Source organism: Vibrio sp. JPW-9-11-11 (genome assembly GCF_013369335.1).
Taxonomy (GTDB): domain Bacteria; phylum Pseudomonadota; class Gammaproteobacteria; order Enterobacterales; family Vibrionaceae; genus Vibrio.
In genome coordinates, this window is the sequence record NZ_SZQJ01000036.1 from 13,840 (window position 1) to 28,587 (window position 14,748).

Genomic DNA, 14,748 nt, shown 5'->3' on the forward strand with positions numbered 1-14,748 from the left:
CTCAAGGGATCACTAAGATTGAATGATTGACTTCGACGATGACTGCTTATGCGTGCTCTGCTTTTCTCCGTGCTATTGACCGTTTTTAGCCTTCCTCTGGTGGCTCAGCAACTCGACCAATTCCGCATTCTGAATCACTTGGATAACTATGGTAACCTCGATCTCCGCGGTAAGCCTTACACCGAGCTCCCGACAGGGTTGACCATCAAAGGCAATCTAAACATGGCCAAAACCGCTATCAAGACTCTGCCTGAAGACCTTGACATTCAAGGCAGCTTAGATGCATCCAATAGCCAGTTGAGCCGCATTTCAAAAGGGGTCAAAATCAAGGGGTTTGCCAATTTACTCGGTGCACAAATTACGCGTTGGCCACGAGGGGTAAGAGTGGGCGGCTATATCAACTTAACCGATACGCCCGTTAACAGTCTGCCACCTCGAATGCGCGTTAAAGGGGACTTGAGTGTGATTCGCACCCCACTTGAGCGTTTACCGGAAGGGTTGATTGTCGAGGGGAACTTATTTATCGGCGGGTCGATGATAAGCGAGTTTCCCGATACGTTAACCGTCAATGGCAATATATTTCTGGGCGGCAATCGAATATCCAAGTGGCCCACCAACCTAACTCTAGGCGGCGCAGTCGCTCCCTAGAAACGCAAAAAGCCTTACATCGCTGTAAGGCTTTTGGTTTTCAGCGGTCTAAGGTCGGTTCTTAACCGGGTTTGCGTAACTCGCGACTAGATAAGGCCGAGCTTCCGGTGGCAAGTTGTGCAGTTTGGCGGCGAATTCTGCTTTGACCTGCTCATCCACCTGTTCGTCGCCCGCCGCCAGCTGGTTGATAGGAAACAGTTTGTAGTTTGTGTGTACTTGACGGTCGATTTCTTGGGCCAACGCCTCAGGCGTGTCAAAGTCTTGCTCTATCACATCGCCAAACGCGACGTGGATCCGGCCTTTATCACCTACGATGCCTTGAATAATGCTTTGGATGTCTTCAAACTCAGCCTTTTCATAACGGCCGTGGGTATCTTTAGCTTGCAGCTCTATCGCTTTAGCGACATCACATGGGTCGTTTTCATATGAAATGGCAACCGGCACAATCTTCAATGATTTAATGTACTGTGCAAAGGAGACTTTCTGCTTACGACCTTCAACATGAAACATTTTTAAAATCGCCGGATCGGTATAGTCATTCCCGTCTTTGGCGCGCCCTTCTTTCTGAGCAATCCAAATAGAGTGTCCGCTATCTAGCGAATGTTTGATGTAAGCCGATAACGTCCCAAGCGCTTTCATCATTTCCCGCGGCCCTTTAGCCGAGCGCTTAACGATAAAACTTTTGTTGAGTTTCATCAGTTCAGTCGCACAAGGCTTCTTTAACAAGTTATCGCCGATCGCAATGCGCATGGTCTTGTGACCGCTATTAAACAGCCCGTAGTTGACGAGCGCGGGGTCCATAGCGATATCGCGGTGGTTAGAAACAAATAGATAGGCTTGATTCGGATCGAGCTTGTCGAGCCCGCTGTAAGTGACGCCATTGGTCGTGGTCTTCAGGGTTTGATCTAGGTACTTCTTTACCTCTAGCTGAATCGCTTCTACTGAATTCAGCTTAGACCATTTCATTTTCAGATAGATTTTCACCACAGGCGACATTAAGGCGCGAAACCAGCCTGAGTGATTAGAAAAGCGGTGCTTCAAAATAGCGCTAATGAACTCTTCATCATTAACTAAGCGGTCAATTGCCGCTGGAATTTCGTCGTCGTTGTACGGACGAATTTCAATAAATGGATCGTTGTTTGTGGTCATTTTGTTCTACATCAGATAAAAAGCGGCTCCATTCTACGCACAGAAAAGCCTCTTGGCAGCCACCCTTTTCGCAAAACTGTTAAGGTCAGACCAGAATTATTATCTGAATCTGCGCGCTTGGTTGCACAAAGTTGGCTTTTTTGGCAAGAAACGTTAATCTTAGCGCCCCAACACAGACGAGCAACGTTATGCACTACGCCATTTCCTTTCACACTGACACTCACGACTTTTTGCTGACAACGCCACGTAGAAATGCGCTCAAGCACAAACTGATATGTGTCAAACAGGGGCTCGTGTTGGTCAAGTTAGGCAAGCTGGAATATGCGGTTGAGTCGGGACAGAGCTTTTGGCTCCCTTTCGATAGCCTAGTCTCGCTCACCTATACACCGAACACTCAGGTGAACACGGTGGAAGTCTCCTCTCGTGTCAGCACATCACTCGCGAGACAAGGAGGTTACGTTGAGCTTGATCAACTGACGCTGGCACTGCTGAGTCGATTAGAGACACTTGGCGAAAACCAAACGCGATTGCGCACTCTGCTGACGGTATTACTCGATGAACTCTCAGAACTCAAACCCGAGCTCAAAGAGAGCAAACTTAGCCAGCAGATCAATCAGTGGCAACCTGACCATGATTCGCCCCTAAACAATGAGTTACAACTCGTTTTACGCCTCAGGGAAGCCAAGAAACAAATGCTCTCAGGTAAAAAGCGCGCCGGAGTGGTTGACGATTTATTTGACGGGAACGACGCCCTGTTGATCAGTTTGGAGCACGCACTGCTCGGACGTTAATTACAACAAAAGTTTAAGTTTTTCTGGCTGAATCTTCATTTGATAACTATAAATTTATTAATAGTACCTTGTTAATCTATGAGGAATGACAAATGAAATTCAGCCATAAGATTGTGGCGGCTTCGTCTGTTCTGTTGTTAGCAACAGTAACCCTTTTGACCCTTCAGCAATATTTCACTGTTCAGAGCGAAATTAAGAGTCAAGTGACCTCCAGTGTCACCGAAATAGTCAATGGGGTACGTGACACCACCGCAGCCGAAATTAACGCCCGTAAAGCCATCGCGGCCTACGCCACCAGCATGATAGAAGTCGACCTCAGCCCGAGCGCCGTCGAAGCCGTGATCACCCGTCCGATTGTCAAAGATACCTTTTTGCTTGCCGGATTAGGCCTCGAAAAAGATGGGTCTAACATCAACAATGATCCCTCTTGGAACCCAGGCCCGACTTGGGACCCTCGTGTACGACCTTGGTACATTGATGCCAAAACCTCTGGCAAATTAATCATCACCGCGCCATACGCCGACTCAGCGACGGGTGAGATCCTCGTCTCGATAGCGACACCAGTGCGAGACAGTGGCAACTTTATTGGCGCAATCTTCTATGATGTCAGCTTGGCTGCGTTAGCAGAACTGGTAAACAAGGTTGAACTGTTTGATGCTGGTTTCGTGTTTATTGTCGCTGGGGACGGCACCACGATCGCCCACCCCGATGCCAAGCTCAACGGCAAGCCCATGAAAGAGTTCCTCGGCAGTGCGGTAATACAAGATGAACCTCAACAAGCCACTATAGACGGCAAAGTCTATACGCTCGATTTTTCAAAAGTTTCGGGGGAAGATTGGTACGTAGGGGTGCTGCTTGATGAAGAAATTGCTTATCAGTCACTGGCCGAGCTGCGCAATAGTTCGATTGTCTATACGGTTATCGCGTTAGTGATCAGTATCGTGGTGCTACTGGTACTGATCCGCACCTTAATGCGTCCACTCGATACCCTAAATGATGCGATTCAAGAAGTGGCTTCAGGACAAGGGGACTTAACCAAGCGGTTGGATACGAATACCGACAAAGAGTTCTCGATTCTCGCCTCTGGCTTTAACGACTTTACCTCCACCTTGCAGCAGTTGATCAGTCAATCCAAAGCGATAGGCGAAGAGATACTACGCGGCTCTGAAATGACATCGATGGGCTTGCAAGAGTCTGCGGCCGCAATGCAAGATCAGCTTCATGAACTTGAGCAGCTCGCGACCGCGATGCATGAAATGGCGACTACCGCTGGCGACGTTGCCAACAATGCTCAGGGCGCTGCGGCAGCCGCGCGTGAAGCAGATGAAGCGACAGGCCTTGGGACTTCGGTTGTCAGCGAGACGACTCGGGCGATAGACAACCTATCACAGACCATCGACGAAGCGGTCGAAGAGGTGAAAGTGCTTGAATCCGCCACCGACAATATTGAGACCATTTTGAAAGTCATCAATGACATTGCCGACCAAACCAACTTACTCGCGCTGAACGCAGCGATTGAGGCGGCGCGCGCTGGGGAATCTGGTCGTGGTTTTGCTGTGGTGGCTGACGAAGTCCGAACCTTGGCACAACGCACTCAAGAATCGACCACAGAAATACGTAATATGATTGAGCAACTTCAAGCAGGCGCCAAATCGGTTTCCAACGCAATGAATACCAGTAAGAGTACAGCCGACAGTGCGGTTGACCGAGCTCAAGAAGCCAATGATGCCCTCAATCAAATCCGCGATGCGATTCAGCGCATTAGCGATATGAATATTCAAATCGCGTCTGCCGCTGAAGAGCAAAGCTTGGTCGCAGAAGAGATCAACAGTAACACGGTGAAGATCAAAGATCTGTCGACCCAAGTCTCCGACTCCGCGGCCAACGCGAATATTGCTATGCAAGCTCAAACAGAGAACATTCGCGAGCAAGATGCCATCTTGAACAAGTTCACCGTTTAAGTTTACCACCCTAGCGAGATACAAAGGCGCCACATTGGCGCCTTTGTTTTATCCATGGCTAGATCGCCACCAGCATCAGCGCCGATTGGCCTGGCACTTTAACCAAGCACCGCCCCGCTTGGGGTTCGATACTCTCCAAAGTGAGCAAATCAAGCCATTCAGATTTAGTGATAAAATCGACACTTTGTGCGCGGCGCGATTTATTGATGATCACTATACCTTCTTCCCCGCGAGCGAAAACGAGGAGATCATCTGAGGCTTCGAGTATCTTCATACTCTTACCATGCATGCGATTATGAAAGTCGATAGCCGCCAACATTTTTTCTTCTTGCCATGCGGCTAACCAACGTGGCTCTCCATGCTGATTTTTAATGCCACTGGTATTTAAATCGGTGTAAATCAGCGGCACGCCCCCATCTCTACCAAGCAGGTAACAGTAGGCCAGCCACTCATTCGCTTCGCTCATCACCAAGTTGGCAAACACATCATTGTTGGGAATGTCATGGGTAATGGCAAAGGTGATCGCTCGCGTTTCGGACAGTGCCTGACCAAAGCAGTAAGGGTCGACCAAACTTTTTAAGCTACCTCGACTATCAAGCGCATCAAATAGTGTCTGAAATAATGGAAAATCATAGGCACCCAATCGTGTTTGAGCCAAAAAAGGCTCTAAGAACAATTCATATTCTGGTTTCGTGGCACCGCCACTAGTAATAATCTCACCGAAGATGTGGACGTCTTGGCAAATTTCCTCTGTCCAGACCTGCTTGAGGTGCTCTAGCGTCATATGCTTAGCGGCATCAATACGAAAGCCCTTAACCCCCAATTGCTTCAGTGCACGTAGATAAGCTTGCTGCTGCTCTACCACATGAGGACATACTCTAAGCGTTGGCAAACCAGGGTCGGTCGGCCCGCCAGTAATACGACCATTTTGTACCTGCCAGCGATCTTGCCAATCTTCAATGCCAAACGCTTCAACAAAATCATCTTGGTCAAAAAGAGGCTGGCCGAGATCGCCAAACAATTTCTGCGCTTGATAGTAGTCACTATCACGCTGGTAGTCGGCCAAGTCAGCACGGCTTGGGTATTGCAGGTCGCCACGTACATCCGATTCATTGGCCATATGGTTAAACACCACATCAGCGTAAACATGCACACCTAAGGCTTTTAACGTCTCGACCATACGCGTAAAGTCTTGGCTATTACCCAGTTGATTGTCTATCACTCGATAGTCTTGGGGTTGATAACGCTGCCACCATTCGGTACCCGAATCGCGTTTGAGCGATTTCATCGGCGGCGAGACCAATACCGACTGATAGCCCGCTTGCTGTATTTGTCTTGCACGCTGCTCGACCAAGGCATAGGGCCAATCAAACGCATGCAATATGACGTCAGTGGCGTGAGAATTGTTCATCACGAGTTCCTTTATCAGGGAGTCAACACTCACAAGGAGTGGTCCATTACTTCGCATCTTAGCAAAGCCGACTGCTATCTCTTCCCCCTTGCACACTTTTTTTACGTAGTAGTGAATAGGCGTAGACCCGGGGGATATGTTACCTTGGATTCACCCTCTTGAGGGAGGCTATACTTATCAACAGCGGCACAAAAGGATGACAAGATGAACACTATTCGTATTGATATCGTTTCGGATGTGGTTTGCCCTTGGTGCATCATAGGCTTCAAACGCCTAGAACAAGCGTTGAGCAGACTCGAACACAGCATCACGGCGGAAATCCATTGGCACCCATTCGAGCTGAACCCTGCGATGGGCAAAGAAGGACAAAACCTGCGCGAGCACATTCAGGAAAAGTATGGCACCAGTGACGAGGCCAGCATCGCAGCACGCGAAACTCTGACTCAACTCGGCCAAGAGGTCGGTTTTCAGTTCAAATTTTATGACCAAATGCGCATCTACAACACGCGTAAAGCGCATCAACTGTTACTTTGGGCGCAAAGCGAAAACAGACAGATGGCGTTGGAAATGGCGCTATTTGAAGCCTACTTCACCAATCAGCTTGATGTCAGTGATGAGCAGGTTCTTATCGACTGCGCCGAACAAGTGGGGCTCGATAGGCAAGTCGCGGAACATATTCTCCACGAGGAAAGCTGGGCCGAAGCGGTCGCGGCGACGGAGCAGCAATGGCTTGAGGCCGGGATCAACGCAGTCCCTGCGATCATCATTAATCAGAAACACCTTATTTCTGGTGCACAAACACCAGACAGGTTGGTCGAAGCCATCGAACAAATCGCCCAAGCCGAAGGTTAGGCTGAATAAGGGAGGCGGCAAGTCAACCAGCAGTGCGCCCTCCGCCCCTTTTTACCGACCAAGATTGCCTGTCGCGCATCACCGCTCTATGCTATGACTCTAATCCAATCACGTTAGGGCTATTTCATGCACAGCAGCGACACCTACCCAATCGGCATCCCAGGTCAAAAATGGGGCGATACGCAGCGCCAGCAGTGGCGTGCACAAACCTCAATAAAACGTCACTACCAACAAGAAGTGGTGCCAAAAATAGATGCACTGCGCGACCAGTTTGACGTTGAACAATACGGCGCGCTCTCCTATGACCCGAGTCGCTACCCGCTGTTTTGTATCAAGAGTAAATCTTGGCAACCGAGTAAACCGGTAGTTCTAATAACGGGGGGTGTTCACGGTTACGAGACGAGTGGCGTACACGGCGCGCTCGAGTTTGCCCGCGCAGAAATGGCACGATACAGCCAAGATTTCAATATCGTTATCGCGCCGTGCGTTAGCCCGTGGGGCTATGAAACCATCAATCGTTGGAACCCACTCGCTCTCGATCCAAATCGCTCTTTCTACGCCAACTCCCCTGCAGAAGAATCCGCTCACTTAATGGCGTTGGTGGCCAAGCTTGACGGCGAGGTCTTAGTGCATATTGACTTACATGAAACCACAGATAGCGACGAAACCGAGTTTCGCCCCTCCCTCGCTGCGCGAGACGGGGTTGAGTATATTGAAGGAATGATTCCTGACGGCTTTTACACGGTAGGAGACAGCGAAAATCCACAACCTGATTTTCAAGCCGCTGTGATCGCCTCGGTGAGTAAAGTGACCCATATCGCCCCGGCGGATGAGAAAGGCGAGATCATCGGCTCTCCTGTCATTCAACACGGCGTAATCCAGTACCCTATGGTTAAACTTGGCTTATGTGGTGGGGTGACCCACTGTACCTACGGCACAACAACCGAAGTATATCCCGATAGCCCAACCGTCACCGACCAAGAGTGTAACCGCGCCCAAGTGGCGGCGATTGTCGGCGGTTTGGACTATGTGCTAACACAGATATAGTCAACAGAATAAAGCGTTGAGCAACTGTACATATCGATGGGTATTACAGTAATCGGCTTTTATATTGCTCCGGGGTTTGCCCGGAGTATTTTTTGAACATCGCGATAAACGGACTAGCCTGATTGTAACCTAAGGTGAGTGCCACTTCTTTAACCGAATGACCTTTTCGCAGTAAATCCATAGAGTGCAGATAACGCACTCGTAGGCGCCATTCTGTAAAGCTCATCCCGAGCTCAGCCTGACAATGCCGTGCGAGCGTACGCTCGGTGGTGTGCACTTTTTCGGCCCATTGTGACAAGCTGGTGTTATCAATCGGGTTCTCTTCAACAGCCGCCAAAATCTTGGCCAAATATTTGTTGTCTGTCGACGGCAAAAAGTGATGCTGGGTATCGCGAGTAGCGAGTTGGTCGAGGAGCACTTGCACCAACCTTTTGTCTTGTTGGCTGCTGGCGATATTAACCTGGCGTTGACGAAAATCATCCACAATCGCCGACACTATCGGCGTAATTTTGATAAGGCTGGTACAATCGGGAAAGTTCTCGGTCAAGCGCTCGGCGATGTTCAATGAGCAATAAGATAAAGGCTTGCGGTTGAAACTGGTGTGCATCACACCGGCAGGCACCCAAATCGCCAAATGCGGCGGAGCGAGAAATCGCGTCCCTTGCGCTTCCATTTCCAAGATACCGCCACTGATCAACTGAACTTGTCCCCATGGGTGACTGTGCATGCGGGTTTCGGTATTTGACAAGAATGCTTCGAAATTCATAAACACCTCTGATGGTGCTTTATCAATCGATAATGAAGGGTGGAGATGTTTGGCTGATTTTCTCAAAACGTGTTTTCCTACCAGGCGCCGTGTCGCTATAACGATAGATGCAATCATACAGACCTGACAGACGATGACTACTGTTAATCTTGTTGATTGAACCGTGCAACAGTCAGTGGTACACGGCGGTGCTCCTCACTTGAGCAAGCACCGCCGTCTGTTATTGGCTACACGCTGACGTCTAAGTCAGTTTGCGGTACGCTACAACAGGCCAGAATCTGGCCTTGATGGCGCTCACTCTCTGGTAAAGCCGGCACATCCGGATGATGCACTTGACCTGAGCTAAGCGTGACTTTACACGCGCCACATAACCCCGCTCGGCAACTATTGGCAATCGCAATGCCGGCATCTTCAGCTTGTTCAAGCAGTGTTTTTTGGTTGTCGCCACTAAAGGCTTGCCCATTGACGTTGATCGTCACCGACGCGAACGCTTGCTGGCTGGTAGTGCTCACGCCAAAGGCTTCTTGATGATACTGCTTTTCGGGCAAACCTTTTTTCAGCAACAAGTTTTTCGCCTTTTGCATAAAGCCATCAGGCCCACAAACAAACACCTGACGCTGCTCGACATCCTTAATCTGTTTTAGGTGAGACAAGGTAAAACGCCCTTTCAGGCCGAACCAATCGATCGGTGCTTGCGACAAGGAAATCAGCACTTTTAAGCCCGGATGCTGCGCCCGCAATTGCTCTAGCTCGTCACGGCACGGAATATCCTCGACACTGCGGCATTGATGATAGAACACCACATCACCGACTTGGTCATGGTCGGCAAGATAGCGCAGCATCGATAACATCGGCGTCACACCACTCCCTGCAGAGAGCAACAACAAGGGAGAATGGCTTTTGTTACCGAGATGGAAGCTACCGTCCGGCTTTTCACAATCTAAGGTGTCACCGATTTTCAGATTATCCACCAGCCAGTTAGAAACTCGACCACCGTGAATACGTTTGACCGAGATCGCTAAACGTCCTGGTCGCGAAGGACTGGAAGAGAGCGTATAACGACGACCAATCGTTTCACCATCGACTTGGATAGAAATCGGCAAATGCTGACCAGGCTGATAACTTGGGATCTCACCTTGTTGCGGCTCGAGCCAAAAAGTCACGAAATCACGAGCAATCTCTTCACGCTCGACACAGGTCATCACCATTTTTTTCGGGCTGTTGTCGGGATAGGACTCTTTCGGTTTATACTCCAGCACTTCCACGCTGTCGCCTTGATGAATGGTCCCTTCATTCAGAGCCACCAGATTTTGGCCAAAGAATACTCCACCAAACTTATTGGCCCGGAATTGAGACAAGGTTCTGAGCGGCTCTTTTGTCGCTCTGAACTCACCCGTTTCAACATCAACCGTAGTTAAAATACAGCGCTCACACGGTTTAACCGCCTCAAACTCCACCTCTCCAATCCGAATGCGCTTCCAGCTGTCTTCGACAAAAGGTTCATCACTGGAAACAACCAAATTTGTTCTAAATTGGTCCATCGAGTGATGTTCTGAGCTACGACGGTTCAGTTCGGCCAATGACGCTTCACTGATCACCAGCAACGGGTAACCATCGGCAAAACTGACATTGTGGCCGAATTTTTCGCGCACCCGGTTGGATTGCTCGCCACAAAACAGCAGTTCCACTCGTTTGCCAAGCACATCACTAAACCAATCATCTGCCGCATCGGTGGTGGTATAGGCGGTGAAATCATCACTCCATACCGTCGCGGGCGTCGGTTGCATCTTAAATTCACTGTATCGAATCCGCAAAGGCTCGTGACCCGGGGCCGTAATAATCAAACCGTCAGGGGTAATCGTGGATTGAACCGTGACCATAAATGGATATTTTCGTGCGGTGACCATAGAGCCATCGGCTAATGCGAGCATAAAACGGCGATCAAACATCAAACCTTGTTTTTCGACCCAAGCATTAGAGAGCGAAACACCACCAACGGACTTGACCGGATAGACATTAATTTGAGAAAGAGTTGAGACTGACATTGCTAATCCTAAGCATTCATTATTGTCGCACCAGTATACTCAATTTGATGGCGTTTTATTGCTGATGCCAACAAAAAAACAAAGCGTAAGACCTTTGATGCCCTAAACAAGTGGCGGTTTCGATGAAAAAAAAGGTGAAATAGAATCAGGTTTGCTCTATCATCCTGTCGCCTAAACGTAAGCGTTTGCCTTCACATTTTTCGTTGCGTTTAGGCTCCAATCAGACAACTCAATTTATGGTGGGAGCAATCATGACAACACTTACAATCACACGTCCTGACGACTGGCATGTTCACTTACGTGATGGCGAGGTCCTCAAGGATACCGTGCGAGATATTAGCCGCTACAACGGACGTGCGCTGATCATGCCTAACACCGTCCCACCAGTGACCACCACCGAAATGGCGCTCGCCTATCGTGAACGCATTATGGCGCAACAGCCAAGTGAACAGTTTCAACCTTTAATGGCGCTTTACTTGACTGACAACACCACCCCAGATGAGATTCGCAAAGCAAAAGCATCGGGCGCGGTTGTCGCCGCCAAGCTTTACCCTGCTGGGGCCACCACCAACTCTGACTCAGGTGTTACTGACGCTAAGAACATCTACCACGTACTTGAAGCGATGCAAGAAGTCGGAATGCTGCTCTTGGTTCACGGTGAAGTCACCCACCACGATGTGGATATCTTTGACCGTGAGAAAGCGTTTTTAGATACCGTTTTGGCCCCTATTGTCAATGATTTCCCTAATCTAAAGGTTGTCCTTGAGCACATCACCACGGCCGATGCGGCGAACTTTGTTAACAACGCCAATGATAATGTCGCGGCCACCATTACCGCTCATCACCTTCTTTACAACCGCAATCACATGTTAGTGGGTGGTATCAAACCTCACTTCTACTGCCTGCCAATTCTTAAGCGCAACACCCACCAGCTTGCGCTCATTGAGGCAGCGACCAGCGGCAGCAAAAAGTTTTTCTTAGGCACAGACTCTGCGCCGCACGCAAAAGGCATGAAAGAAGCGGCTTGTGGCTGTGCCGGTTCGTACACGGCGCACGCGGCACTAGAGCTGTACGCTGAAGTGTTTGAGCAAGAGGGCAAACTAGGCAACCTTGAAGCCTTTGCCAGCCACAATGGTCCAGATTTCTACGGTCTCGAGCGCAACCCAGATACCGTCACACTAACCAAGCAGCCATGGGCTGTCGCTGAAATTATGCCATTTGGTCAAGACGTTGTGGTTCCGATTCGCGCAGGTGAAACGGTTGGTTGGAGTGTCAAATAGTCAGACACGATTGAAAGCAAAAAGAGCGACCTGAGGTCGCTCTTTTTTATTGGTGACGGGTTAAAGTCCGAATTCAGCCAGTAAGCGAGCGACCCAGGTAATTTCACCGAACGCAATCCAATCATATAACGTGAAGAACAGCGCACAGATAACGGCCAACTTCACGAGGCGGTAGACAATAAACATAATCGACTCCGAGACAATAAAAAAGGCCGCATTAGCGACCTATACACAAACGGATACTGACTTAGTGCACTGGCGTATCTGACTTAGCGTAAAACTTACCAAAGTACTGCTCAAGCACTTCTGGCGTTAGCTTGCCTTCTGCTTCCAGTTGTTTCAGCTCTTGCGCAATCGCTTGTTGCTCTTCAAGCGATGGCAATGCAACTTCGGGTTCGCTGCTCATCTCCTGAGACATCTGCTCAAGCTCTTTTTCGAAATCGCTCATGACTTCACTTACCTTTTAACCAAAATAACTGGGGCTAAGTTTACCCCACTTAGCCCCGGTGACGCCAGTATCGCTGTTACTTTACAGCTTAAAGCTGCCCACCATTCGATCAAGGCGTTGTGACAGATCTTTCAACTCGGTGCTCGCAGCGGCCAGCTCTTCAGCGGTCCCTGTCGTTACTTCGTTGATCGCGTTGATCTCTTCGATATTCTGGTTGATGGTGTGAACCACGGTTGATTGCTCTTCTGTGGCCGTCGCAACCTGGGTATTGCGGTCCGAAATGTCATGAATACGCTCAGAAATGCGTACCAGCACTTCGACGGCTTCGTCTGACGCAGAGACCCCTTCTCCGGTCACACTCTTACCCGCTTCCATCGCCGACACTGCATCTTTGGCATCGCCTTGCAACTGGTTAATCATCTTCTGAATTTCTTCGGTTGATGCGGCAGTGCGACTGGCCAAGTTACGTACCTCGTCAGCCACAACCGCAAAACCTCGTCCTTGCTCCCCAGCACGCGCGGCCTCAATGGCTGCGTTGAGTGCGAGCAAGTTGGTTTGCTCAGAGATATCACGAATCACATCGAGAATAGAACCAATCTCTTGGGTCGTTGAGGCCAACTGTTCGACCACTCGGCCCGTATTTTCGATGTCGAGAGCCAAACGGCTAATGGCATCTTTGGCCTTATTTACCACGTTTTGGCCTTCTTGGGTGTTGTCTGAAGCCGTAGAGGCCGTCTCTGCTGCTGTCGCCGCATTGCTAGCAATCTCACTGATGGTTGCCCCCATCTGATTAATCGCCGTCACCACTTGAATGGTTTGGTCACGCTGAACTTGGCTGTTGTTATGAGTAGTATGCGACTTAGTCGATACGCCATCCGCCGCGGCTTGCAGGGCGTGGCTGGTTGACGCCACTTCTTTCATCGATTGATGAATTTTCTCAATAAAGCCATTAAAGCCCTCTGAAAGCTGGCCAATTTCATCACGTCCTTTCACTTCGATACGTTGAGACAAGTCACCGTCGCCTTTGCCCAGGTCAACAAAACGTGTTGCAATCGCTTGAATTGGGCGAGCGATACCGTTCGCGAGGAAAAGTCCCATCAAGATAAACAGTCCAGCAACAACGATGGTGGTCACCATCATTTGGGTCGCGACATCGTTGAGTTCAGCAAACACCTCGTCCACGGGGATCACACCGACCACAAACCAGTTCATCGACGGAATAAAGCTGGTCGCTACCAATACATCTTGGCCTTCGTACACCGCTTCAATCAGGTTAAACGAAGACTTATTGAGCAGTTGAGATGTATCACCCCCAAATAACTTGGCAAGGGTTGATTTGGCTTTGCTGCTATCGCGATGAATCTGGACTTGTCCTTGCGCATCGGCAAGAAACACAAAACCAGACTCTTCAATTTGGAAACCATTGAGTAATGCAACCATATCATCCATCGACTTAGATAGGCCCGACATCGACATCCCATTGAGGCTTTGATAGTTGGTGAACATCTTCACATCGCCGTTGGCTTCTTGGAAAATACTCACCGATGTCGCGTTTCCTGACTGCTTGAAACCAAAGAACCACCCATCTTGCTGCTGGTTTAGCTGGCGCAAGAACCCATTTTGGTTCCAGTAGTATGCCGTATCACGATTGGCCACTGAGGCATCATTGAGTTGATATTGGGCGCGCATATTATTGAGCTGCTTAACCAAGCGTGCTTCCACCTCTGGTGAGATAGAGGTGGTATCGATCGCTTGCTTAATAAACTCGTTGTCGGCGAGCTGTTTCGCCGCGGCGAGCAGTTGACGCACTTCATCGTCAATTTGCCCACTGATTTGTTCTAGGGTGGCGGGCACCTCTAGATTGATCAAGCGATCTTCCAATACCGATCGCGCCTGACGTTGCGCCATCACACCGACGATGATGGTCGACGCCAATACCGCAAAGGTAATGCCTGCGACCACTTTCTGTTTTATGCTGATTGAGTTCAGTTTCATTCTCTCTGCCTTTTCAAGCTTTTCGATATTGAGTCAATATTGGATTGGTGTGCCAATGTATGCGGCTTTTATTAACGCATACGACTCAATCCAAATCTTATATCGGCATCAGTATTGATTTCTTAATGACATAATGCTGATTTATCTAACTTTGCTGTCACTATCAAATAAAGGTCAAGAAAGCCAAGTTTTCAATATTGGAATATTGGATCTGAGAATTTTGCCCCCATATTTTAACTCACTGAATTGATTGCACTTGTCTAGACAGCCCTAAGTCAGTGTGGTGATATTTTCGACATAGCGCAATTACTGGCCTGATCGAGAGGGAACTTTTCGTTCTTACCAGCTACTAAGT

Annotated in this window: 13 protein-coding genes; 6 read left to right on the forward strand and 7 right to left on the reverse strand. The window is 49.2% G+C overall.

The annotated features are described in order from the left end of the window. Positions 1 to 48 precede the first annotated feature (48 nt). On the forward strand, positions 49 to 648 hold the full coding sequence (locus FCU94_RS15990) for a hypothetical protein (RefSeq protein WP_176289473.1): 600 nt from the start codon (positions 49 to 51) through the stop codon (positions 646 to 648). A gap of 48 nt (positions 649 to 696) precedes the next feature. On the opposite strand, the gene FCU94_RS15995 is transcribed toward FCU94_RS15990, so the two are convergent. After that, complete coding sequence (locus tag FCU94_RS15995; RefSeq protein WP_176289474.1) at positions 697 to 1,797, reverse strand: 1-acyl-sn-glycerol-3-phosphate acyltransferase; 1,101 nt, start codon at positions 1,795 to 1,797, stop codon at positions 697 to 699. Positions 1,798 to 1,985: 188 nt separating this feature from the next. Between FCU94_RS15995 and FCU94_RS16000 the strand changes: the two genes are divergently transcribed. After that, entirely contained in the window at positions 1,986 to 2,588 is a 603-nt protein-coding gene (locus tag FCU94_RS16000; RefSeq protein ID WP_176289475.1) for an AraC family transcriptional regulator, read from the forward strand. Positions 2,589 to 2,680: 92 nt separating this feature from the next. Beyond that, positions 2,681 to 4,549: a methyl-accepting chemotaxis protein gene (locus FCU94_RS16005; RefSeq protein ID WP_176289476.1), complete on the forward strand. Its 1,869-nt coding sequence runs from the start codon at positions 2,681 to 2,683 to the stop codon at positions 4,547 to 4,549. A 58-nt stretch (positions 4,550 to 4,607) separates the two neighbouring features. On the opposite strand, the gene FCU94_RS16010 is transcribed toward FCU94_RS16005, so the two are convergent. Further along, the gene (locus tag FCU94_RS16010; RefSeq protein ID WP_176289477.1) at positions 4,608 to 5,960 is read right to left on the reverse strand and encodes an alpha-amylase family protein; all 1,353 of its coding nucleotides are present in this window, start codon (positions 5,958 to 5,960) and stop codon (positions 4,608 to 4,610) included. 204 nt (positions 5,961 to 6,164) lie between these two features. Between FCU94_RS16010 and FCU94_RS16015 the strand changes: the two genes are divergently transcribed. Beyond that, positions 6,165 to 6,812, forward strand: a complete 648-nt coding sequence (locus FCU94_RS16015) for a DsbA family oxidoreductase (RefSeq protein WP_176289478.1) — start codon at positions 6,165 to 6,167, stop codon at positions 6,810 to 6,812. Positions 6,813 to 6,938: 126 nt separating this feature from the next. Next, entirely contained in the window at positions 6,939 to 7,859 is a 921-nt protein-coding gene (locus FCU94_RS16020; RefSeq protein ID WP_176289479.1) for a M14 family metallopeptidase, read from the forward strand. Between the two features lie 43 nt (positions 7,860 to 7,902). On the opposite strand, the gene FCU94_RS16025 is transcribed toward FCU94_RS16020, so the two are convergent. Both FCU94_RS16025 and FCU94_RS16030 read right to left on the reverse strand, forming a co-directional pair. After that, positions 7,903 to 8,691, reverse strand: coding sequence for an AraC family transcriptional regulator (locus FCU94_RS16025; protein ID WP_176289480.1), 789 nt, complete (start codon positions 8,689 to 8,691; stop codon positions 7,903 to 7,905). A 161-nt stretch (positions 8,692 to 8,852) separates the two neighbouring features. Continuing rightward, a complete protein-coding gene (locus FCU94_RS16030) occupies positions 8,853 to 10,670 on the reverse strand; it encodes a hybrid-cluster NAD(P)-dependent oxidoreductase (RefSeq protein WP_176289481.1) in 1,818 nt (605 codons plus the stop codon). A gap of 251 nt (positions 10,671 to 10,921) precedes the next feature. On the opposite strand from FCU94_RS16030, the gene pyrC reads away from it, so the two are divergent. Further along, positions 10,922 to 11,950: a dihydroorotase gene (pyrC, locus tag FCU94_RS16035; RefSeq protein ID WP_176289482.1), complete on the forward strand. Its 1,029-nt coding sequence runs from the start codon at positions 10,922 to 10,924 to the stop codon at positions 11,948 to 11,950. A 60-nt stretch (positions 11,951 to 12,010) separates the two neighbouring features. Here pyrC and FCU94_RS19395 read toward each other — a convergent pair whose 3' ends face one another. From FCU94_RS19395 to FCU94_RS16045, 3 genes are all read right to left on the reverse strand, one after another. Next, positions 12,011 to 12,136, reverse strand: coding sequence for a hypothetical protein (locus FCU94_RS19395; RefSeq protein ID WP_255199289.1), 126 nt, complete (start codon positions 12,134 to 12,136; stop codon positions 12,011 to 12,013). 61 nt (positions 12,137 to 12,197) lie between these two features. Next, the gene (locus FCU94_RS16040; protein WP_176289483.1) at positions 12,198 to 12,398 is read right to left on the reverse strand and encodes a restriction endonuclease subunit S; all 201 of its coding nucleotides are present in this window, start codon (positions 12,396 to 12,398) and stop codon (positions 12,198 to 12,200) included. An 81-nt stretch (positions 12,399 to 12,479) separates the two neighbouring features. Beyond that, the gene (locus FCU94_RS16045; RefSeq protein ID WP_176289484.1) at positions 12,480 to 14,393 is read right to left on the reverse strand and encodes a methyl-accepting chemotaxis protein; all 1,914 of its coding nucleotides are present in this window, start codon (positions 14,391 to 14,393) and stop codon (positions 12,480 to 12,482) included. Between the last annotated feature and the right edge of the window lie 355 nt (positions 14,394 to 14,748).